The organism is Actinomadura physcomitrii (assembly GCF_008923205.2).
In the GTDB taxonomy this organism is placed as follows: domain Bacteria; phylum Actinomycetota; class Actinomycetes; order Streptosporangiales; family Streptosporangiaceae; genus Spirillospora; species Spirillospora physcomitrii.
Map to the genome: position 1 here is coordinate 133,375 of NZ_WBMS02000005.1, position 20,282 is coordinate 153,656.

The window sequence follows — 20,282 nt, forward strand, 5'->3', positions numbered from 1 at the left end:
CTCCGAAGGATGTACGGGCCGCCCTCAGCGAGGTGGACGCGGCGGTCGCGGCGGGATGCTGAGATGGTTGCGTGCTCTCCAGGGTCCGCCGCCTCACCACCCCGCAGGACGCGCTCATCGCCGCCGGGGCGATGGCGGCCGGGCTGGTGCTGCTGGCGGCGCACGGGTACAGCACCTGGACGGACCACTGGCCGCCCGGCGGGCTCCGGCTGCTGCCGCTCGCGGGCCTGTGCGGGGCGATGCTGCTGCGGCGCACGGCGCCGCTCACCGCGCTGGCGGTCTCCACCCCGTTCAACTTCCTCGACGTGGCGTTCGGCCCGTCCATCGCCACAGCGATGATCTACGGGGACGCCCTGTACGCGGCGAGCCTTTACGGGCGGCCGCGCCGGACGGCGGAGTGGCTGCTCGGCGCGACCCTCACCGGGACCGTCGCGGTCCTGGCCGCGGCGGGCGCGCTGGCCCGCGACCTCGCGCTGGGCGTGGTCGCGGGCGCGCTCGCGGCGGCGGTGTGGGTGACGCCGGTGCTGACCGCGATGCTCGTCCGGGAGCACCGGTCGCGGGCCGAGGCTGAGCGGCAGCGCGCCCGGCAGGTGGCGCGGCTCGCCGAGATGGACCGGCGCGCCGCCGTGGACGCCGAGCGGGCCCGGATGGCGCGCGAGCTGCACGACGTGATCGCCAACCATCTGAGCGCCGTCGCGCTGCACTCCTCGGCCGTGCTGAAGGTCCGCGACCTGGACCGGGAGGGCCTGGAGCGGGCGATGACGGTGATCCGGGAGAACAGCGTGCAGGGGCTGGCGGAGATGCGGCGCATGATCGGGCTGCTGCGCGAGGGCGGGGCGGGCGGCGCCGACCCGGCGGAGGCGCCGCGGCTGGCCGACCTCGGCCGGCTCGTCGGCCGCACCGGCCGCCCGGACCTGACGGCGCGCCTGCGGGCGGACGGCGAACTGCCGGAACTGCCGGCGCCGGTCGAGCTGGCCGCCTACCGGATCGTCCAGGAGTCGCTCACCAACGCGCTCAAGCACGCCGGGCCAGGGTGCGCCGAGGTGTCGGTCCGGTACGCGCGGGGACGGGTGGTGATCGACGTGCACAGCCCCCTCGGGGACGGCGCGGGGCTGCCGGGGTCGGGCAGCGGGCTGATCGGGATGCGGGAGCGCGCGGCGATCCTCGGCGGGGAGTTCTCCGCCGGGCCGGACGGCGGGCGCTGGCGGGTGCACGCCGAGCTGCCGCTGGACGGGGAGCCCGCGCGCGGCGAGGAGGGAGCGCGGTGATCGGGGTGCTGGTGGCCGACGACCAGGCGGCCGTGCGGGCCGGGCTGGTGCTGATCCTCGGCGCGGCGCCGGACGTGCGGGTGGTCGGCGAGGCCGGCGACGGGGAGCGGGCCGTCGAGCTGGCCCGCGAGCTGCGCCCCGACGTGGTCCTGATGGACGTGCGGATGCCGCGCCTGGACGGGATCAGCGCGACCCGGCAGATCGCCGGGTTCGCGGACGTGCTGGTGCTGACCACGTTCGACCTGGACGAGTACGTGTTCGGGGCGCTGCGGGCGGGTGCCGCGGGGTTCCTGCTGAAGGACGTGGACGCCGACCGGCTCGTGGAGGCGGTGCGGACGGTCGCGGCCGGGGACGGGATCATCGCGCCGCAGGTGACGCGGCGGCTGATCGGCGCGTTCGCGGCCCGGCCGGAGCCGCCGGCGCCGGGCCCGGCCGCGGTGGCGGAGCTGACGCCGCGGGAGCGGGAGGTGCTGGCGTGCCTCGGGGAGGGCCTGTCGAACGGGGAGATCGCCGGGCGCCTGTCCATGGCGGAGACGACCACGAAGACGCACGTCAGCCGCATCCTCGCCAAGCTCGGGCTGCGCAGCCGGGTGCAGGCCGCCATCCTCGCGCAGGAGCTGGCCGCCTCCGGCTTTTCCGCGCCGCCCGGGGACGGCAGGGGCCGGGACGCGCCCGGGACCGGCAGCGGCGATCTCAGCGCGGGCTGAGCCCGCTCGGGCCCGCCGGGTCGAGGAGGATCGTCCGGTTCCGCGCGGGCCGGGGGGATCGTCCCGGTTCCGCGCGGGGGCGATGGGGCGCGCCGGCCCGAGGCGGTGAGGGGTCAGGGCGACAGGCCGCGGATCAGGTCGGAGACCCGGACGATCCCCAGGCAGCGGCCCAGCTCGTCGACCACGACCAAGTCGTCGTAGACGCGCTCGTCCTCCTGGCCCGCCGCGCGCAGCGCCGCCACGGCGGGCACCGTGCGCGGGACCGGACGGGGCGGGTCGGCCAGCCGCGCGGCGGGCCGATGGGCGTGCAGCGCGTGGCCGTAGGCGCCCGACAGGCGCAGCAGGAAGCGGGTGCGGTCCACGGTGGCGCGCGGCCGCTGCCGCTCGTCGACGAGGACGATGCTGGTGATGCCCGTCTCGGCGTTCAGCGCGTCCAGCACCTCTTCGGCGGTCGCGGTGTGCGGCATCGTGACGCCGGGGAGGGTGAACTCCGAGACACGGGGGCCGAGGTCGGGGCGGTCGCGGGGATCCGGGGCGCCGCGCGCCGCGACGGGGACGGTGATGGCATCCCGGGCCGCCATTCCGGCGGCGCCAGCGCGGGCCCCTGCACCAGCCGCACCCCGAGTTCGCGCAGGTGCAGCACCTGCTCGCCGGTCTCCAGGCCGGGCGCCAGCACGTGCGTCTCCAGCCGGTGCGCCAGCTCCACCAGGCTCGCCACGAGCGCGGAGCGGCGCGGTTCGGACGGCGCCCGGCGGGCCAGCCCGGGATCCAGCTTCAGCAGGTAGGACGCGCCTTCGACGAGCAGGTCGAGCGGGGCGTGCGCGGCGCCGACGCCGCCGAGCCCGACCAGGTATCCGGCCCGGCGCAGCGCGGACAGCGCGGCGGCGACGGGGGCGCGCTGCGCCGGCGGGAAGCCCCCGGTGACGCAGATGATGATCTCCTGCGGGCGGCGCCCGGCCCCCGCGAAACCCTGGTGCAGCTCGGCCAGCACCGGGTCGCCGAAGGCGAGGGTCTCGGCGCGCAGGCCGATCTGCAGCGGCAGCGGCGTGCGCAGGTCCGCGGCGGCGCGGGCCGCCTCGGCGGCGCGCCGCAGGTCCTCGGACACGGGATCGACCCGCGGGGGCAGCCCCCCGGTCGCGGCGGGCGGCCCCGCGTGCGCCTCCACGGCGACGACGGTGCCGGTGCCGAGATCGACGACCGGATGGAACACCGCCCTCGCCGGGACCAGGACATCTACGGCTGACACAGCGGCATCATGCCGCTCCCATGGCGTCCGGAACCACCCTTGTCAGGAAGAGTTAACGCACAGTTCGCGCAGGTCATAGTATGATCTTGGTCCTTCGCGGCGCGGCTACAGGCCGCGCCCGCCGACCATCGCCGACAGCGCGTAGCTGACCCCGGCGACGGCGGCCAGCCACACGTAGGCGGTGATGTCGCCGCCGCGCAGCGCCTGCACGACGAGCCCGCCGATCACCGCGACCGTCAGCACGTCGCCGGTCATCGCGGCGGCGCGCAGGTGGGTGCGGGCGCGGTGGCCGGACCCGAAGCCCTCGCTGAGCGGCAGCGCGGGCTCGTTGCGGCGGTAGGCCAGGTAGCCGGCGTACCCGGCGAGGGCGGCGAGCGCGATGAGGGCGGTGCCGTCGCGTCCGTCGGCGGCGAGCACGGCACCGACCACCACCCCGGCGCCGAGGACGAGCCCGGGTACGGCCCACCGGCTGAGGCTGCGGCGTTCGGGAGCGATCCACATGAGCACATCCTCTCCGATCGGCGGACGCGCGGGACCGGCAACGCGCCGGTCCCGCCGCGATGAAGGCCGGACGCGGGCGTCCGCGCGCCGGCCGGGCGGGACCGCGCCGATGCCGGGACCGCGCGGGGTCCCGGCCGGTATCTTTTCGCATCGTGGCGCAATTTCGACTGAACGGCTCGAAGATGCTGGCCGTCGATCTCGCCGGGGAGACGATCAGGGCGCTGAACGGCGCCATGGTCGCCTACGAGGGGCGGATGGCGTTCAAACGGGAGGGGATGACCGGGGGAGAGGGCCTGCGCGGCGCGCTCAAGCGCAAGATCGCCGGCGAGGGCATGACGCTGATGGAGGTCACCGGCGAGGGCACGGTGTACCTCGCGAGCGAGGCGGCGGAGGTGACCCTCGTCCGGCTGACCGGCGACACCCTGTTCGTGGAGTCCGAGAGCCTCCTGGCGCTGGAGGGCGGGCTGCGCACCGGCGTGCAGTTCGTCGGGCTGCGCGGCATGGGCACCGGGCAGGGCCTCGCCACGACCAAGGTCGAAGGGCACGGCACGGTCGCGATCGTGTCCGACGGGCCGGCGATCGCCCTGGAGGTGACGCCCGAGACGCCGCTGTCGGTCGACCCGCACGCCTACGTCGGCCACCACGGGCAGCTGCGGCAGGACGTCGTCACCGACGTCAACTGGCGGACCGTCATCGGCCAGGGCTCGGGCGAGAGCGTCCAGTTCCGGTACCAGGGGCACGGCCTGGTGTACGTCCAGCCGGCCGAGCGCGGCGGGATTCTGGAGATCTGATGACGACGAAGTCGTGCGGGGGGCGTGGGGGGTCGTCCCCCCTCGGGAGGAACTGATGCCCGGCTACCAGAAGATCACCTCCAAGATGCTCCAGGTGCCCGTCGGGCCCGGGCGGGAGGTCTACAGCAAGCGCGGCGCGATGCTCGCCTACACCGGGTCGGTGGCGTTCGCGGCGTCCACCACGGCGGGGCAGAGCATCGGCGGCGCCATCGGACGCGCCGTCGCCGGCGAGCGCAGCGCGATGATGCACGTCACCGGGCAGGGCGAGGTCATGTTCGGGCACGCGGGGCTGCACGTGTCCGTCGTCGACCTGTCCGGCGCCGACACCCTGTTCGTGGAGGCCGACCGGCTGCTGGTGCACGACGCGTCGCTGCAGGTCGGGACCATGTTCATGGGCGAGCAGGGCGGCGTGCGCGGCATCGTGCGCGGCGCCGTCACCGGGCAGGGCCTGTTCACCACCACGCTGTCCGGGCAGGGCTCGTGCGCGCTGCTGTCGCACGGCGGCGTCATGGAGCTGCCGATCGGCCCGCAGCGCCCCGTCCACGTCGACCCGCAGGCCTATGTGGCCCACCGCGGCCAGGTGCAGAACAGGCTCACCACGGCGGTGGGCCTGCGCGACCTCATCGGGCGCGGCTCGGGCGAGGGCTTCCAGCTCGAGCTGAGCGGCTCCGGCGTCGTCTACGTCCAGGCCAGCGAGAGGAAGATCTGACCCGTGAGCAGCTTCGGCACGCAGACCTGGAACGCGGTCACCCTCCCGTCCAACGACAACGTCAACCCCTACGCCTTCAGCGTCGACCTCAACGGCGAGTGGTTCGCGCAGAAGGGCAAGATGATCGCCTACTACGGGCAGATCAGGTTCGAGGCGCTGTCGGCCGGGCCGCTGGACGCCCTGGTCGCGCACACCTTCAACTCGCCGCTGTACGCGCACGACTGGATCGTCGCGCAGGGGCGGGGCAAGCTCGTCCTCGCCGACCGCGGGTTCGACGTCAACTCCTTCGACCTCGACGACGGCAACCTCACCGTCCGCGCCGGGAACCTGCTGGCGTTCGAGCCCGGCCTGGAGCTCAAGCAGTCGATCATCCCGGGGTTCCTCACCCTGATCGGGACGGGCCGGTTCGTCGCGGCCTCCAACGGGCCGGTGCACTTCGTCGAGCCGCCGATCCGGGTCGACCCGCAGGCGCTGCTTGGCTGGGCGGACTGCCCGTCGCCCTGCCACCACTACGACCACTCCTACATGCGCGGCGCGTTCGGCGCGGCCCGGATGGTGTTCGGGATCGGCGGGTCGTCGGGCGAGGAGCACCAGTTCGACTTCACCGGCGCGGGCACCGTCCTGATGCAGTCCTCGGAGGTCGTGATGAACGAGGACGTCCTGCTGCGCGACCTCGAAGGCCAGATCGGGATGGTCGGCACGTCGGGGCTGCAGCGGCTCCAGCAGACGATCAGCCGGCGCCTGTCGGCGGAGCGGCAGGGCTGACGCGGGGGCCCGGGCGGACCCGGGCCCCCGCGGCCTCACCGCCCACGGAAGCCGTCCGGCGGACGGCCCGTGCCGCGCGGATCACCCCTGCTCGGGCGCCGGCTTCATCACGTGGAAGGGGACCCCGAACGGGTCCCGCACGGCCGCGGACCGGCCGTACGGGCTGTCGGCCGGCCCCGAGTCGACCGTGCCGCCGCCCGCGGTGACCTTCCGGACCGCCTCGTCGGCGTCCTCGACCGCGAAGTAGGTCGTCCACGTGGGGACGGCGGTCCGCCCGTTGCCGAGCACCAGCTCGGCCCCGCCGAGGATGCCGCCGATGTAGCGGCCGTCCGCGGCGCGCTTCAGCACGGTGTAGTCCATGTCGCCCGGCATCGGCTCCAGCTCGTAGCCGAACACCGCCTGGTAGAAGTCGCCCGCGGCCTTGGAGTCGGGGGTGACGAGCTCGTTCCAGACGAACGAGCCCGGCTCGTTCACGATCCCCGAGCCGTGGTGGTCCCGGCCCTGCCACAGGCCGAACTGCCCGCCCTGCGGGTCCCTGACGATCGCCATGCGGCCGATGCTCATCACGTCCATGGGCGGCACGACGATCTCGCCGCCGGCGTCGGCGGCGCGCTTGGCGATCCCGTCGCAGTCGTCTGCGGCGATGTAGACGGTCCACCAGTACTCGTCCGGCTGGTCCTCGGGGTTCTGCATCATCCCGGCCACCGGCACGTCGCGCAGCTTGCACTGGTTGTAGTGGCCCGCCTCCGCCCCGGCGTCCTCGAACCGCCAGCCGAAAAGGGTCCCGTAGAACGTCTTGGCCCGGTCCAGGTCCGGAAGGCCGATATCGAGCCAGTTCGGGGTGCCCTCCGGCACGTTGCTCGTGACCTGGGTCATCCGACTCACACTCCTTCGTGCAGGGGCCTCGCGGCCCCGGCGTCCTGCGCCGCCCGCCGTACTCCCATCCTGGCCCGAGGCGCGGCGTTCACACATCGGCCCGGACGGGATCGGCCCGGACGGGATCGGCATGGCCGGGAGCGGCCCCCGTTTCACGTACACTGGGCTGATGGTTTCGCTCCCGAGCTGACAGGCCGCCCAGCGCGCCCCCGGTCGGATGGACCGCGCGGCGCGCTGTTTCGTGCGCCTGTCCATCGAGCCGTCCGTCAGGGGAGCCCTGTCACTGTGATCATCGCGAAAGACATCGAGCTGCGCGCCGGGTCCCGGCTGCTGATCGAGTCCGCCTCGTTCCGGGTCAACCCCGGCGACCGGGTGGGCCTCGTCGGCCGCAACGGCGCCGGCAAGACCACCCTCACCAAGGTGCTGGCCGGGGAGTCGATCCCCGCGCAGGGCGGCGTCACGTCCTCGGGCACCATCGGCTACCTCCCGCAGGACCCGCGCGGCGTCGACCTCGACGAACTGGCCCGCGACCGCATCCTGTCGGCGCGGGGGCTGGACGAGGTCGTCCGCAAGCTGCGCGCCGCCGAGGAGGCGATGGCCACCGCGACCGGCGAGGAGCGCGACAAGGCCGTCCGCCGGTACGGGCGGCTCGAGGAGCGGCTGCACGTGCTCGGCGGCTACTCCGCCGAGGCCGAGGCCGCCTCGATCGCCTCCAGCCTCGGGCTCCCCGACCGGGTGATGGGGCAGCCGCTCGGCACCCTGTCGGGCGGGCAGCGGCGCCGCGTCGAGCTGGCCCGCATCCTGTTCTCCGGCGCCGACACGCTGCTGCTGGACGAGCCGACCAACCACCTGGACGCCGACTCGATCGTCTGGCTGCGCGACTTCCTGAAGTCGCACCAGGGCGGCCTGGTCGTGATCAGCCACGACGTCGGCCTGCTGGACGTGGTCGTCAACCGGGTCTTCCACCTGGACGCCAACCGCAGCGTCATCGACATCTACAACGTCGGCTGGAAGAAGTACCTCGACCAGCGCGAGACGGACGAGCGGCGGCGCAAGCGCGAGACGGCCAACGCGCAGCGGCAGGCGTCGGCGCTGCTGTCGCAGGCCGACAAGATGCGCGCGAAGGCGACCAAGGCCAAGGCGGCGCAGCAGATGGACCGGCGGGCCCGGCAGCTGCTCGCCGGGGTCGAGGGGGAGCGGCAGGCCGACAAGGTGGCCAAAATTCGCTTCCCGGACCCGGCACCTTGTGGCAAAACCCCCCTTACCGCCGAGGGTTTGTCGAAATCGTACGGATCTTTGGAGATTTTCACCGACGTGGACCTGGCCATCGACCGGGGCAGCCGGGTCGTCGTGCTGGGCCTGAACGGAGCGGGCAAGACCACCCTCCTGCGCATGCTGGCCGGGGTCGACAAGCCCGACACCGGCACCGTCGTGGCCGGTCACGGCCTGCGGATCGGCTACTACGCCCAGGAGCACGAGACGCTCGACGTCGAGCGCTCGGTGCTGGAGAACATGCAGGCGGCCGCACCCGGCCTCGCGCCCGTCGAGGTCCGCAAGATCCTGGGCTCCTTCCTGTTCTCCGGCGACGACGTCGACAAGCCCGCGGGCGTGCTGTCCGGCGGCGAGAAAACCCGGCTGGCACTGGCGATGCTGGTGGTGTCCAGCGCCAACGTGCTGCTGCTGGACGAGCCCACCAACAACCTCGATCCGGCGAGCCGCGAGGAGATCCTCGGGGCGCTGCGCACCTTCGCCGGCGCCATCGTCCTGGTGACCCACGATGAGGGTGCGGTGGACGCGCTGCGGCCGGAAAGAGTGATTTTGCTGCCCGATGGTGTCGAAGACATCTGGAGTGACGAGTTTGCCGATCTGGTGGCACTTGCGTGACCTGCAGGGTGCCTTCCGCAGATCTTTTCTGGCCGAGTGGGTAGCCGAACGCGCGGGAATGACTGATCATGGCGGGGGATAACGCAGCGGTCACCACATCACTACGGGAGGTACTCGTGGCCGAGACCCTCAAGAAGGGCACCCGCGTGACCGGTGCCGAGCGCGACAAGCTGGCGGCGGACCTCAAGAAGAGGTACGACTCCGGCGAGAGCATCCGCGCCCTGGCAGCCGCCACCGGCCGCTCGTACGGCTTCATCCACCGGATCCTCACCGAGTCCGGAGTCAACCTGCGCGGTCGCGGCGGCGCGACCCGGGGCAAGAAGTCCTGACGGACGAACGTCCGGAACGGGCGCGGGTTCCACCACGGTCCCGGGCCCGCGACGGGCGGCTTCCCCCGGATGAGCGCACCGCCTGATCCGCCGCCGCGACCCGCCGAGTAGGGTTCGGTCGCGGCGGCGGGCAGGTCGGGTCCCGCCCCGTGGACGGCGGGGCGGGCCCGCCGTGCTCATTCGGAAGGGGATGGCGGATGGCGGACGCGAACGCCGGAGCGGAGACGGCCGCGGCGGCCGGGCCGGCCGAGGAGGAGCTGGCTGCGGCCGGGCTGCTGCTGGAGGTCGACGGGGCGGTCGCGACCGTCACGCTGAACCGGCCGGAGCGGCGCAACGCCATGACGTTCGCCACCTGGCGCGGCCTGGCCGCGATCGGCCGGTCCCTGCCGGACGGCGTACGGGTGGTCGTGCTGCGCGGCGCCGGCCCCTCGTTCTCGGCGGGCATCGACCTGTCGATGTTCAGCGGCGGCGGGGAGGGCTTCGCCGACGGCTCCGACGCCGCGGCGACCGACCGCTTCATCGCCGAGCTGCAGGAGGGGTACACCTGGCTGCGGCGCCCCGAGATCGTCACCGTCGCGGCGGTGCACGGGCACGTCATCGGCGGCGGGTTCCAGCTCGCGCTGGCCTGCGACATCCGCGTCGCGGCCGACGACGTCAAGTTCTGCATGAAGGAGCCCGCGCTCGGGCTCGTCCCCGACCTCACCGGCACCAAGCCGCTGGTGGAGATCGTCGGCATCGGCCGCGCCCTCGAGCTGTGCCTCACGGCCCGGACCGTGCACGCCGAGGAGGCGGCCCGGCTCGGCCTCGCCGAGACCGTCGTGCCGCGCGACGGCCTGGACACCGCGGTCGCCGAGCTCGTCGCGTCCCTGCTCGCGGTGAACCCCGGCGCCGCGGTCGCGACCAAGCGGCTGCTGTGGGAGGCCGCGGAGAACACCCTCGAGCAGCAGTGCGCCGCCGAGCGCCGCGAGCAGATCGGCCGCCTCCGCGAGCTCTTCGGCACCTGACCCCGCGCCCATCGTCGACTTGCGGCGAGTCGTCGTCATGGCCGGTCGCATAACGACGACTCGCCGCAAGTGAACGTGGTTCGGTCAGCCGAGGGCCTCGCGGCCGCCGCGGGCGAGCGGGAGGTCGACGCGGCTGACGCCGGTCCGCACCGTGACGCCGGTGCCGGCCGGGTAGCGCAGCGTGTAGTCGTGGTCGGTGGACAGCACGATCACGCCGAGCCGGTGACCGGCCTTGACCGTGTAGTCGGTCGGCTGCAGGTCCCAGCGGAAGGTGTAGGCGCGTCCGGGGGTGATCGGGTCGGTGCGGCTGAAGCTCTTGCGGTTCCGCGCGTCCAGCCAGCCCCGCGTGATGATCTTGTACGGAGCGGTCTGCACGGCGAGGGCCTGCCGCGTGGTGCAGCCCTCGTCGCCCGGCACGCTCTGCCCGTAGCAGACCTTCTGCCCGGTGTCGACGCGGGCGCCGGTCGGCCGGCTGTCGGTGCCGTAGTCGACCAGCAGCGCCGTCAGGTAGGGCGACCGGCCGTCCAGCGACGCGCGCAGCGACACCGACGGCGTGCCGTCGATCCGGACCGGCCGGTCCAGCGCCCCGGTGAGGTAGGCGAGCCGGTTCGGGTCCGCCTGGTCCTGGTTCGCCAGCAGGTCCTCGGCGGTGCGGGTCCCGCCCTCGTCGGTGAACCCCTGCGTCGCGCCGGCGCCGGCGCGCAGGGCGAGCGTGCCCGGCTGGCCGGACGGGCCCGCGTTCAGCCGGACCGGGACCGTGCGGGTGCCGGGGACCGGCCAGTCCTTCGCCGTCTCCCACGTCCCGTCCGCGTGCTCGATGTCGACGCGCGGCTCCTTGTCGATGCCGTTGCGGATGCCGTACAGGTACCGGTCGAACCAGTGCAGCGTCTGCCGCAGCCACTCCTCCACGCGCCAGCGGAACGGCGTGGAGTGGTTGCCCTGGTGCAGCCACAGCTTGCGCGGCACGCCCGCCTTCTTGAGCGCGTTCCACCACTGGACGGAGTTCTTCAGCTTGACGTTCCAGTCGTTCAGCCCGTGCACGACCATGACGGCGGCGTGCACGTTCCGCGCCTGGCCGACGTAGTCGCGCTCGGCCCAGACCTTGCCGTAGTCGCCGGTCTCGCGGTCCTGGGTCGCTTCGATGCCGTCGATGACCTTCGCGCAGACCTCGGGGTCGCGGCGGGTCAGCACGGCCTTCGCAAGGACGTCGAGGTCCTCGCCCTGGAAGCCGCCGGGCGCGACGACGCCGCCTCCCGCGCGGTAGTAGTCGTACCAGCTGCTGATCCCGGCGATCGGGACGATGGCCTTCAGGCCCTCGACGCCGGACGCCGCGGCCATGTTCGGCAGCGTCCCGTCGTAGGACTGGCCGATCATGCCGACGTTCCCCGTCGACCACGTGGCCTTGACCGGCGTGCCGTCGGGCGCCCAGCCGCGGGCGCGGCCGTTCAGCCAGTCGACGGCCGCCTTGGCGCCGGCCTGCTCGCTGCGGTCCCCGGATGTCGGGCAGCCGGTCGAGCCGCCCGTCCCGATGCTGTCCAGGTCGGCGACGGCGTAGCCGCGCGGTAGGAAGTAGTTGTCGTAGTAGCCGGGGAACATCTCGGCGAGGTTCCGCTGGGACGTGGTCAGCGCGCGGGCCTGCGCGTCGCCGATGTCCACCGGGTGGTTCGGGACGTCGTTGATGCCGGCCCAGTACGGGCTCGGCTCCATGATCGTCGGGACCTTGAGGCCGGCGGTGTCGGTCTCCTTCGGCCGCATGATCCGCAGCTGCACGCGGTCGCGCACGCCGTCGCGGTCGCTGTCGGCGGTGGTCTCGATGTTCACGGTCTGGGTGACGGCGTCGGCGCGGGAGAACACCGGCTGGGTCTCGCCGTTCGCGACGGTGAGGCGGTGCGGCGGCGCGGCGGGCGCGGATCTCGCGGACGCAGACGCGGCGGGCAGTGCGGTGGCGAGCAGCGCGGCTGCGGCCAGTGCGACACCGGTGGTCAGGGTGACAGCACGGGCGCCCGCTCGTGGCGGGCGCATGCGCGTGCGCTGTGGTGAGCGCTGGGGCACAGGGGCTCCTGGGGGGTGAGAGCCTGAAGTTGTTGATCACATTAACCACCGGTTCGGGCGGGAAGTCCAGAGCCGTTACGCCGTGAGCGGAGCCGGGAAGCGCGCCGGCCGGGCGCGCGTTGTCCCGCCCGGATACTGAGATGCTTACTTGATTACGTTTCACGCGCGCCCGTAACGCGCCGGGCGCGCGGAGATCCCTCGGAGGCAGTAGTGGGCATGCCGGGAATGCCGGGCAACGGCTGGCAGGTGATGGCCTCGTTCCGCCGCGACGACTCCGTCACCCAGCAGCGGCTCAAGCCCGGCACCATCAAGCGGATCGCGGGCTACGCCCGCCCCTACACCCGCGACCTGGTCCTGTTCCTCGGCCTGAACGCGCTCGCCGCGCTGGTCGTCGTCGCCAACCCGCTGCTGCTGAAGTCGATCATCGACCGCGGCATCCTGCACCACCGCCAGGACCTGGTGATCTGGCTCGCCGTCGCGGTGGCCGGGCTCGCCCTGCTGGACGCGGCGCTCGGGCTCGCGCAGCGCTGGTACTCCGCCCGCATCGGCGAGGGCCTGATCTACGACCTGCGCAGCGAGGTGTTCGGGCACGTCCAGCGCCAGCCCGTCGCGTTCTTCATGCGGGCGCAGACCGGCTCCCTGGTCAGCCGGCTCAACAACGACGTCATCGGGGCGCAGCGGGCGCTCACCACCACGCTGTCGTCGGTGGTGTCCAACGTGATCAGCCTGGTCCTGGTGCTGATCACGATGATGATCCTGTCCTGGCAGGTAACGGTGATCGCCCTCCTGCTGCTGCCGGTGTTCATCCTGCCGGCCAAGTGGGTCGGCAAGCGGCTGTCGCGGATCAGCCGCGAGCAGATGGTGCTGGACGCCGAGATGAGCTCGCTGATGACCGAGCGGTTCAACGTCGCGGGCGCCATGCTCGCCAAGCTCTACGGCCGCCCCGCCGAGGAGGAGGAGAACTTCTCCGGGCGCGCCGCGCGGGTCCGCGACATCGGGGTCGTCTCCGCCATGTACGGGCGGGTGTTCTTCACCGGTCTCACGCTCGTCGCCGCGCTCGCCACCGCGATGGTCTACGGCGTCGGCGGCTACCTGGTCGTCGACGGCGGCTTCCAGCTCGGCACGCTCGTCGCCCTCGCCACCCTGCTCACCCGGATGTACGGGCCGCTCACCGCGCTGTCCAACGTCCACGTGGACGTCATGACGGCGCTCGTCAGCTTCGACCGGGTCTTCGAGGTCCTCGACCTCAAGCCGCTGATCCGCGACCGCGACGGCGCCCGGACGCTGGCCGAGGCGCGCGAGGCGGGGACGGCGGCCCTGGCCAAGGCCAACGGGAACGGCGCCGCCCGGCGGGGCGCCCCGGCGATCCGGTTCGACCACGTCCGGTTCGCCTACCCGTCGGCCGACGAGGTGTCGCTGGCGTCGCTGGAGTCGATCGCGCGCACCGACCACGCCCCCGGCAAGCAGGTGCTGCACGACGTCGACTTCACCGCCGAGCCGGGGCAGCTCGTCGCGCTGGTCGGGCCGTCCGGCGCCGGGAAGTCGACCATCACGCACCTGGTGTCGCGCCTCTACGACGTCTCGGACGGCGCGGTGCTGATCGGCGGCGTGGACGTCCGCGACGTCACCCTCGACTCGCTGCGCGCCGAGGTCGGCGTGGTCAGCCAGGACGCGCACCTGTTCCACGACTCCATCCGCGAGAACATGCGCTACGCCCGCCCGGACGCCACCGACGAGGAGATCCTCGCCGCGTTGGACGCCGCGCAGATCGGCCGGCTGGTCGCGAGCATGCCCGAGGGCCTGGACACCGTCGTCGGGGACCGCGGCTACCGGCTGTCGGGCGGCGAGAAGCAGCGGCTGGCGATCGCGCGGCTGCTGCTGAAGGCGCCGTCGGTGGTGGTGCTGGACGAGGCGACCGCGCACCTGGACTCCGAGTCCGAGGCCGCCGTACAGGAGGCGCTGCGCACCGCGCTGGCCGGCCGGACCTCGCTGGTGATCGCGCACCGGCTGTCCACGATCCGAGAGGCCGACCAGATCCTGGTCATCGAGGAGGGACGCGTCGCCGAGCGCGGCCGGCACGAGGAGCTGCTGCTGGAGGGCGGCCTGTACGCCGAGCTGTACCGCACCCAGTTCTCCCACCAGAAGGACGAGGAGCGGGCGACCGAGCCGCTGGGCGCCGAGTAGCGCCCTCGTCCGAGCGGCGCTCGTCCGAGCGGCGCTCGTCTGAGCGGCGCCCTCAGGCGTCGGTGCTGAGGCGGTAGCCGAGGCGCTGCAGCTCCGTGCCCGCGACCTTCTCGACCTGCGCGAGCTGGCGGGGCGTCAGGCGGTCCCGCCAGGCGCCGACGGCGGGCTCGGCGCCGGCGGTGTCCGACCCGCGCGCCCCGGCCCGGACCAGGCCGGACAGGGTCGTCTTCGACAGGTCCGCGTCCAGGTACCGCGCCATCTCGCCGGCGACCCGGCGGGGGCGGGCGACGAGGTCCTCGTAGCGGACGGTGAACAGCTGCTCCTCCGGCACCTGCCGCCGCAGCCGCGCGCTCAGCCGCACCGAGCCGCGCCAGCGCAGCGCGCACTTCACGGCCGCCGCCGCCTGCGGCCAGCGGTTGCGCTCGGTGTGGTCCTCGACCCCGAAGAACGGGTTCGGGAACACCGTGTCGAGGTTGGCCAGCCCCGGCTTGAACCACGCCAGGCACCGCTCGTCGGCGAGCATGTCGGCGACCGCGTCCCGGCCGTCCCGGATCACCTGGACGAGCTGGGCGTCGGGGAAGGCGTCCAGCAGCACGTCCGCGCTGTAGATCAGGTCGGGGGAGGCGTCGGCGTAGCGGCTGATGCCGCGCGGCTGCACGCACGGCCCCTCGGCGTCGCCGTCGTGCACCGGCCGGTCGCGCAGCACCGCCGGGCGCGGCGGCAGCCCGGCGAGGCCGCGGCACTCGTCCGGGCACTCCGCGCAGGCCCGCGCGGAGATCTGCCACGCCTCGGCGTAGGCGTCCCGGATCACCCGGGCCGCCCCCGCGCCGCGCTCGGTCGCGATGGCGGGTCGGCGGGCGAAGGCGTAGACCACGCGGAGCACGCCGGGGCGCCCGGTCGTGAGGTGGAACCCGGCGGACCGCTTCACGGCGCGCGCGAGGAGATCGGCACCCGAATGCGGCGCGCCCAGGATGAAGACCGGGCGGTGGACCTTGGTGCCGTTGATCACCAGGATGTGCGGCGTGGACCTCATACCGGGCCAAGTTTGTCACCTTTTGGAAGCCGGTCGGGCCGTGACGCACCGTAGCGGCCGCCCGGAACCGGGACGCGGCCCGATCGTCCGGCCCCTAACCTTGAGGAATGGGCGAACCCCTCACGCTCGCCCGGCTGCTGCCGCGGGCGACGTCGATCACCGTCCTCACCGGCGCCGGGATCTCCACCGACAGCGGCATCCCCGACTTCCGCGGCCCGCAGGGCGTCTGGACCAAGGACCCCTCCGCCGAGGCGATGTCCACGATCGGCGCCTACCTCGCCGACCCGCAGGTGCGGCGCCGCTCCTGGCGGGCCCGCCGCGACCACCCCGCCTGGCACGCCGAGCCGAACGCCGCGCACGCCGCCCTGGTCGAGCTGGAGCGGGCCGGCCGGCTCCGCGCGCTGATCACCCAGAACATCGACGGGCTGCACCAGCGGGCCGGGTCCGGCGCGGAGACGGTGATCGAGATCCACGGCACCATGCGCGACGCGGTCTGCCTGTCCTGCGGCCTGCGCACCCCGATGCCCGACGTCCTCGCCCGGGTCGACGCCGGCGAGGACGACCCGCCCTGCACCGCCTGCGGCGGCATCCAGAAGTCCGCGACGATCTCGTTCGGCCAGGCGCTCGAGCAGGACGTGCTGGACGCGGCGATCAGCGCGGCGCGCTCCTGCGACCTGTTCCTCGCCGTCGGAACCTCGCTGACCGTCCAGCCCGCCGCCGGGCTGTGCCTGGAGGCCGTCGACCACGGCGCCCGGCTGGTGATCATGAACGCCGAGCCGACCCCCTACGATGGGCTCGCGGACGCGGTGCTGCGCACACCGATCGGGGAGGCCCTGCCGCGGCTGGCCCGTATCGCCCTCGGCACCGGCCGCTGATCCGTTGGCGGGTCGTGACCGGGCGCCCCTTCCGCTGGCGGCCGGATCCTGACAAGCTCTATCCGTTGCGGTGCGAGGAGGGATCGGGTTGATGAGCGGGGGCGCCCGCGCGGAGGGGGTCGAGGGGCCGTCCGACGCGCCCGCCGCAGGCATGCCCGGCGAACGGCCGGCACGGGGGAGGGTCCGCAGGTACCGGCGCCTGCGCCCGGGGGACCGGGTCGCGGTCGTCGCGCCGAGCGGCCCCGCCGAGCCGGCGCGGCTCGAGGCGGGCTGCGCGGTGCTGCGCGACCTCGGCCTTGACGTCGTGGTCGGCAAGCACGCCCTCGACCGTGTCAACCTCGGCGCCCCGGGGCCCGTGCGCGACGACTGGCACCGGCTCGCCGGCACCGACGCCGACCGCGCCGCCGACCTGCAGGCCGCCTGGTGCGACCCGCGCGTGCGCGCCGTGATCTGCGCGCGCGGCGGCTACGGCGCCACCCGGGTCCTCGACCACCTCGACTGGGACGCGCTCGCCGCCGCCGCGGATGGGGACGCCCCGAAGATCCTGCACGGTTCCAGCGACATCACCGCGCTGCACGCCGCGTTCGGCGCACGGCTCGGCGTCACCAGCTCCTTCGGCCCCATGCCCGCCGGCATCATCGCCGACCTCGGCGCCCCCGACCCCGCCCCGGACCCCGGCGGCGACCTCGCCGCCGCCCTCGACGGCCTGCGCACCGCCCTGTTCGGCGGCACCGTGACGCTGCCCGGCACGCACGCCCTGCGTCCGGGGCGCGCCGCGGGCCCGCTCACCGGCGGCACCCTTAGCCTGATCACCGCACTGCTCGGCACCCCGTACGCCCCGCCGCCCGCGAAGGGCGGCATCGTTTTCCTGGAGGACGTCACGGAGGCGCCGTACCGGATCGACCGGATGCTCGTCCAGCTGCTCCAGGCCGGCTGGCTCGACGGCGCGGCGGGCGTCGCGCTCGGCTCGTGGGAACGCTCCGGCGACCCCGCCGAGCTGGACGCCGTGTTCGCCGCGCGGCTCGGGCCGCTCGGCGTCCCCGTCCTCGCCGGGCTGCCCGCCGGGCACGGCGCCCGCCAGGCCACCCTCGAGCTCGGCGCGCCCGCCGTGCTCGAGGCGCCCGATGATCTGAACCGCGGGCCGGACGGCGGCGTATTGACCCTGGAAGCGCCGGGAGGTGTGCGATGAGCGGCCGGCACGCCCGTCCCGACCCGTGGGACGACGGAACACTCGACTCGCTGCTGGTACTGGTGGCCGAGAGCCTCGGCTACGCCTGCCACCGTGCGCCCGGAGAGGTGATGCTGCTGGAGGGCGCCAACAGGCTGCACGTGAGCATGCGCGACCTGCGGCAGCTCGCCCGCATGGTGCCGCGCGACGACTGGCCGGCGCTGGTGTCCGACCACGTCACCACGATCGTCACCGCGATCGAGGAGCCCCTCGACCTCAGCGACTTCGACCTCGCCCAGCACCTGCTGCGCACCCGGATCTACCCGGCCGAGGCCGACAACGGCGTGCTCGCGGCCCGGCCGTTCGCGCCCGGGCTGATCGAGGCCGTCGTGGTCGACACCCCCACCACCGTCCGGACCGTCACCACCGACGAGATGAACGGCTGGCCCGTCTCCGGCGACGCGCTGTTCATGCTGGGCCGCGCCAACGTCCGCGCGGACGGACCGCTCCAGCTCGACGAGCAGGACCTCGGCGGCGTCCGGGTGTCGGTGCTGCACGGCTGGACGTTCTACGCCGTCACGCACCTGGCGTGGCTGGAGGAGTACCTGCCGATCGGCCCGCACGGCGCGCTGGTCATCGCCCCGAACCGGAGCCTGATCGTCGCGCACGCGCTGCGGATGTCGGAGGTCCACCCGAGGGCCCGCTACCGCGCCGCCGTGGCCGCCGCGAACGAGCTGCAGGCGCAGGCCCACCGCGCCTACGAGGAGGGGCCGGGGTCGCTCAGCCCGCACCTGTACTGGTGGCGCGGCGGGGAGCTGACCTACCTGGAGACCCGCTACGAGGGCGACTCGCTGGTCCTGCCGCGCGAGTTCACCTCCGTGCTGGCCACATCGACGGCGGAGTACTGAGGGTGAAGATCGTTATCGCGCCCGACTCGTTCAAGGGCAGCCTGTCGGCCGCGGAGGTCTGCGCGGCGGTGGCGGCCGGGGCGCGGCGCGCCGCACCGGGCGCCGAGGTGGTCCGCGTGCCGATGGCCGACGGCGGCGAGGGCACCCTCGACTGCTTCATGGCCGCGCGCGGCGGCGACCTGGTCGAGGTCGCCGCGACCGACCCGGTGGGCCGTCCGGTGAAGGCCGCCTACGCGCTGTCGGGCGATGGCCGGTCCGCGGTCGTGGAGCTGGCCGCCGCGTCCGGGCTCCCGCTGGTCGAGGACGCGCCCGACCCGCTGCACGCCGGCACCGCGGGCACCGGCGTGCTGATCGCCGACGCCGTCCGGCGCGGCGCGCGCGACGTGCTGGTCTGCATCGGCGGCAGCGCCAGCACCGACGGCGGCACCGGGCTGCTGCGCGCGCTCGGCGTCCGCTTCCTCGACGCGGACGGCGCGGAGCTGCCGCCTGGCGGCGCCGCGCTGGCGCGCCTCGAGACGATCGACGACTCGGGCGTCCCGGACGCGGTGCGCGCCGCCCGGTTCCGGGTCGCGTGCGACGTCACCAACCCGCTCGTCGGCCCGGACGGCGCGGCCGCGGTGTTCGGGCCGCAGAAGGGCGCCGACCCCGCGCAGGTCCGCGAGCTGGACGCGGCGCTCACCCGGTTCGCCGACGTGGTCGCCGGCCGGTTCGGCGTCCGCGTCCACGACCTGCCCGGCGCGGGCGCGGCCGGCGGCACCTGCGGCGGCCTGGTCGGCGTCCTCGGCGCCGAACCGTCCGGCGGGGCCGGGCTGGTGGCCGCCGCCGTCGGCCTGGACGACGCGCTCGACGGCGCCGACCTCGTGATCACCGGCGAGGGCCGGGTGGACGGCCAGAGCGCCGGCGGGAAGGTCGTCTCCGCCGTCGCCGCCCTCGCCAGGGACCGCGCCATCCCCGCGATCGCGCTCGCCGGCGGCGTCACCGGCCCCCTCGACGAACTGCACGGCCTCGGCCTCACCGCCGCGTTCAGCATCGCCGACGGACCCCGCGCGCTCGACGCCCTCAAAACCCACGCCGCACCCCTCCTCACCACCCTTACTGAACAGGTAGTGCGTCTCTATGTGGGGGGGCGACCCCCCACACCCCCCGCTGCGGGGTGAGCGGCCCCCTTCGCTCCGCTGGCGCTCCGCTACGGGTGCCGCTCCCCCCGGTGGGGGCCAGCCCCCACACCCCCCGGTGGGGGCTCCGCCCCCACACCCCCGGTAGGGGCTTGGCCCTTTACCTTCTTCGTTTCCCTGGCACCCGGGTCACGCCGTGGCTGGTTCCGGGGGCTTGATCTGCAAGGCCGGTAGGAACACGTGCGATAGGGGGCCGATCGCTACGGCGTACAGGATGGTGCCGACGCCTACGGTGCCGCCTAGCAGCCAGCCGGCGGCCAGGACGCTCAGCTCGATCCCGGTGCGCACGACCCGGATCGAGTGTCCGCGCGCGGCCAGGCCGGTCATCAGGCCGTCGCGGGGGCCGGGCCCGAGGCCCGCGCCGATGTAGCAGCCGGTGGCGAAGCCGCCGGCCAGCACGCCGAGCAGCAGGAACGCCCAGCGGGCGGCCGGCGCGTCCGGGCTCGGCAGGAGCCACAGGAACAGGTCGGCGAACGCGCCGACGAGCAGGACGTTGCTGATGGTGCCGAGGCCGGGCCGCTGCCGCAGCGGGATCCAGGCGAGCATCACGACGGCACCCGCGATGATGATCCAGGCGCCGATGGACAGCCCGAACCGGCGGGCCAGGCCCTGGTGGAAGACGTCCCACGGGTCGTTTCCGAGCCGGGAGGACACCTGCAGCGCTATGCCCAGGCCGTACAAGGCCAATCCCGCATAGAGCTGCACGAGGCGCCGTGCCGTCAAGGCCATTTCCTGCTCCAGGTGAAGTTTTGTCCGCTTGCTGGTCCAGTATGCTTTCAGTGGCCTGGTAATGCCAGGGCCAATATG

20 protein-coding genes are annotated in these 20,282 nt (G+C 74.0%); 13 read left to right on the forward strand and 7 right to left on the reverse strand.

Annotated elements, in window-relative coordinates:
• Positions 1 to 71: 71 nt before the first annotated feature.
• On the forward strand, positions 72 to 1,268 hold the full coding sequence (locus F8568_RS08335) for a sensor histidine kinase (protein ID WP_328600774.1): 1,197 nt from the start codon (positions 72 to 74) through the stop codon (positions 1,266 to 1,268).
• Complete coding sequence (locus tag F8568_RS08340) at positions 1,265 to 1,975, forward strand: response regulator (protein WP_151592913.1); 711 nt, start codon at positions 1,265 to 1,267, stop codon at positions 1,973 to 1,975. Before F8568_RS08335 ends, F8568_RS08340 begins: the two co-directional genes overlap by 4 nt.
• 113 nt (positions 1,976 to 2,088) lie before the next feature.
• Here F8568_RS08340 and F8568_RS08345 read toward each other — a convergent pair whose 3' ends face one another.
• The 3 genes from F8568_RS08345 to F8568_RS08355 form a co-directional block, all read right to left on the reverse strand.
• On the reverse strand, positions 2,089 to 2,442 hold the full coding sequence (locus F8568_RS08345) for a CBS domain-containing protein (RefSeq protein ID WP_151592914.1): 354 nt from the start codon (positions 2,440 to 2,442) through the stop codon (positions 2,089 to 2,091).
• On the reverse strand, positions 2,400 to 3,221 hold the full coding sequence (locus F8568_RS08350) for an EAL domain-containing protein (protein WP_151592915.1): 822 nt from the start codon (positions 3,219 to 3,221) through the stop codon (positions 2,400 to 2,402). Before F8568_RS08350 ends, F8568_RS08345 begins: the two co-directional genes overlap by 43 nt.
• 105 nt (positions 3,222 to 3,326) lie before the next feature.
• Positions 3,327 to 3,722, reverse strand: a complete 396-nt coding sequence (locus tag F8568_RS08355; RefSeq protein WP_151592916.1) for an ABC transporter permease — start codon at positions 3,720 to 3,722, stop codon at positions 3,327 to 3,329.
• Positions 3,723 to 3,874: 152 nt separating this feature from the next.
• Here F8568_RS08355 and F8568_RS08360 point away from each other — a divergent pair, with 152 nt between their 5' ends.
• Genes F8568_RS08360 through F8568_RS08370 form a run of 3 tightly spaced genes read left to right on the forward strand, consistent with a single transcriptional unit; the run spans position 3,875 to position 5,987 of the window.
• A complete protein-coding gene (locus tag F8568_RS08360; RefSeq protein ID WP_328600775.1) occupies positions 3,875 to 4,513 on the forward strand; it encodes an AIM24 family protein in 639 nt (212 codons plus the stop codon).
• Between the two features lie 55 nt (positions 4,514 to 4,568).
• A complete protein-coding gene (locus F8568_RS08365) occupies positions 4,569 to 5,222 on the forward strand; it encodes an AIM24 family protein (protein WP_151592918.1) in 654 nt (217 codons plus the stop codon).
• A gap of 3 nt (positions 5,223 to 5,225) precedes the next feature.
• A complete protein-coding gene (locus F8568_RS08370; RefSeq protein ID WP_151592919.1) occupies positions 5,226 to 5,987 on the forward strand; it encodes an AIM24 family protein in 762 nt (253 codons plus the stop codon).
• 81 nt (positions 5,988 to 6,068) lie between these two features.
• Here the strand turns inward: F8568_RS08370 and F8568_RS08375 are convergent, their stop codons facing one another.
• Positions 6,069 to 6,863, reverse strand: a complete 795-nt coding sequence (locus F8568_RS08375; RefSeq protein WP_151592920.1) for a VOC family protein — start codon at positions 6,861 to 6,863, stop codon at positions 6,069 to 6,071.
• A gap of 285 nt (positions 6,864 to 7,148) precedes the next feature.
• Between F8568_RS08375 and F8568_RS08380 the strand changes: the two genes are divergently transcribed.
• The 3 genes from F8568_RS08380 (at position 7,149) to F8568_RS08390 (ending at position 10,080) form a co-directional block, all read left to right on the forward strand.
• Entirely contained in the window at positions 7,149 to 8,747 is a 1,599-nt protein-coding gene (locus tag F8568_RS08380; RefSeq protein WP_151592921.1) for an ABC-F family ATP-binding cassette domain-containing protein, read from the forward strand.
• Positions 8,748 to 8,863: 116 nt separating this feature from the next.
• Positions 8,864 to 9,076: a helix-turn-helix domain-containing protein gene (locus F8568_RS08385; RefSeq protein WP_021596738.1), complete on the forward strand. Its 213-nt coding sequence runs from the start codon at positions 8,864 to 8,866 to the stop codon at positions 9,074 to 9,076.
• Between the two features lie 197 nt (positions 9,077 to 9,273).
• A complete protein-coding gene (locus tag F8568_RS08390) occupies positions 9,274 to 10,080 on the forward strand; it encodes an enoyl-CoA hydratase/isomerase family protein (protein WP_151592922.1) in 807 nt (268 codons plus the stop codon).
• A gap of 84 nt (positions 10,081 to 10,164) precedes the next feature.
• Here the strand turns inward: F8568_RS08390 and F8568_RS08395 are convergent, their stop codons facing one another.
• Positions 10,165 to 12,102, reverse strand: a complete 1,938-nt coding sequence (locus F8568_RS08395; protein ID WP_151592923.1) for a Xaa-Pro dipeptidyl-peptidase — start codon at positions 12,100 to 12,102, stop codon at positions 10,165 to 10,167.
• A 255-nt stretch (positions 12,103 to 12,357) separates the two neighbouring features.
• On the opposite strand from F8568_RS08395, the gene F8568_RS08400 reads away from it, so the two are divergent.
• Positions 12,358 to 14,316, forward strand: a complete 1,959-nt coding sequence (locus F8568_RS08400) for an ABC transporter ATP-binding protein (RefSeq protein ID WP_151593071.1) — start codon at positions 12,358 to 12,360, stop codon at positions 14,314 to 14,316.
• Between the two features lie 52 nt (positions 14,317 to 14,368).
• Here the strand turns inward: F8568_RS08400 and F8568_RS08405 are convergent, their stop codons facing one another.
• The gene (locus F8568_RS08405) at positions 14,369 to 15,349 is read right to left on the reverse strand and encodes a sulfotransferase family protein (RefSeq protein WP_151592924.1); all 981 of its coding nucleotides are present in this window, start codon (positions 15,347 to 15,349) and stop codon (positions 14,369 to 14,371) included.
• A gap of 107 nt (positions 15,350 to 15,456) precedes the next feature.
• Here F8568_RS08405 and F8568_RS08410 point away from each other — a divergent pair, with 107 nt between their 5' ends.
• From F8568_RS08410 to F8568_RS08425, 4 genes are all read left to right on the forward strand, one after another.
• Positions 15,457 to 16,224, forward strand: a complete 768-nt coding sequence (locus F8568_RS08410; RefSeq protein WP_151592925.1) for an SIR2 family NAD-dependent protein deacylase — start codon at positions 15,457 to 15,459, stop codon at positions 16,222 to 16,224.
• 91 nt (positions 16,225 to 16,315) lie between these two features.
• A complete protein-coding gene (locus tag F8568_RS08415) occupies positions 16,316 to 17,413 on the forward strand; it encodes a S66 peptidase family protein (protein ID WP_151592926.1) in 1,098 nt (365 codons plus the stop codon).
• Positions 17,410 to 18,300 carry a hypothetical protein gene (locus F8568_RS08420; protein ID WP_151592927.1) on the forward strand — a complete coding sequence of 297 codons (891 nt, stop codon included), beginning with the start codon at positions 17,410 to 17,412 and terminating at the stop codon, positions 18,298 to 18,300. The genes F8568_RS08415 and F8568_RS08420 overlap by 4 nt, the downstream gene beginning before the upstream one ends.
• A gap of 2 nt (positions 18,301 to 18,302) precedes the next feature.
• Positions 18,303 to 19,457, forward strand: a complete 1,155-nt coding sequence (locus F8568_RS08425; RefSeq protein ID WP_202124662.1) for a glycerate kinase — start codon at positions 18,303 to 18,305, stop codon at positions 19,455 to 19,457.
• A gap of 147 nt (positions 19,458 to 19,604) precedes the next feature.
• On the opposite strand, the gene yczE is transcribed toward F8568_RS08425, so the two are convergent.
• On the reverse strand, positions 19,605 to 20,204 hold the full coding sequence (gene yczE / locus F8568_RS08430) for a membrane protein YczE (RefSeq protein WP_151592928.1): 600 nt from the start codon (positions 20,202 to 20,204) through the stop codon (positions 19,605 to 19,607).
• Positions 20,205 to 20,282: the final 78 nt, after the last annotated feature.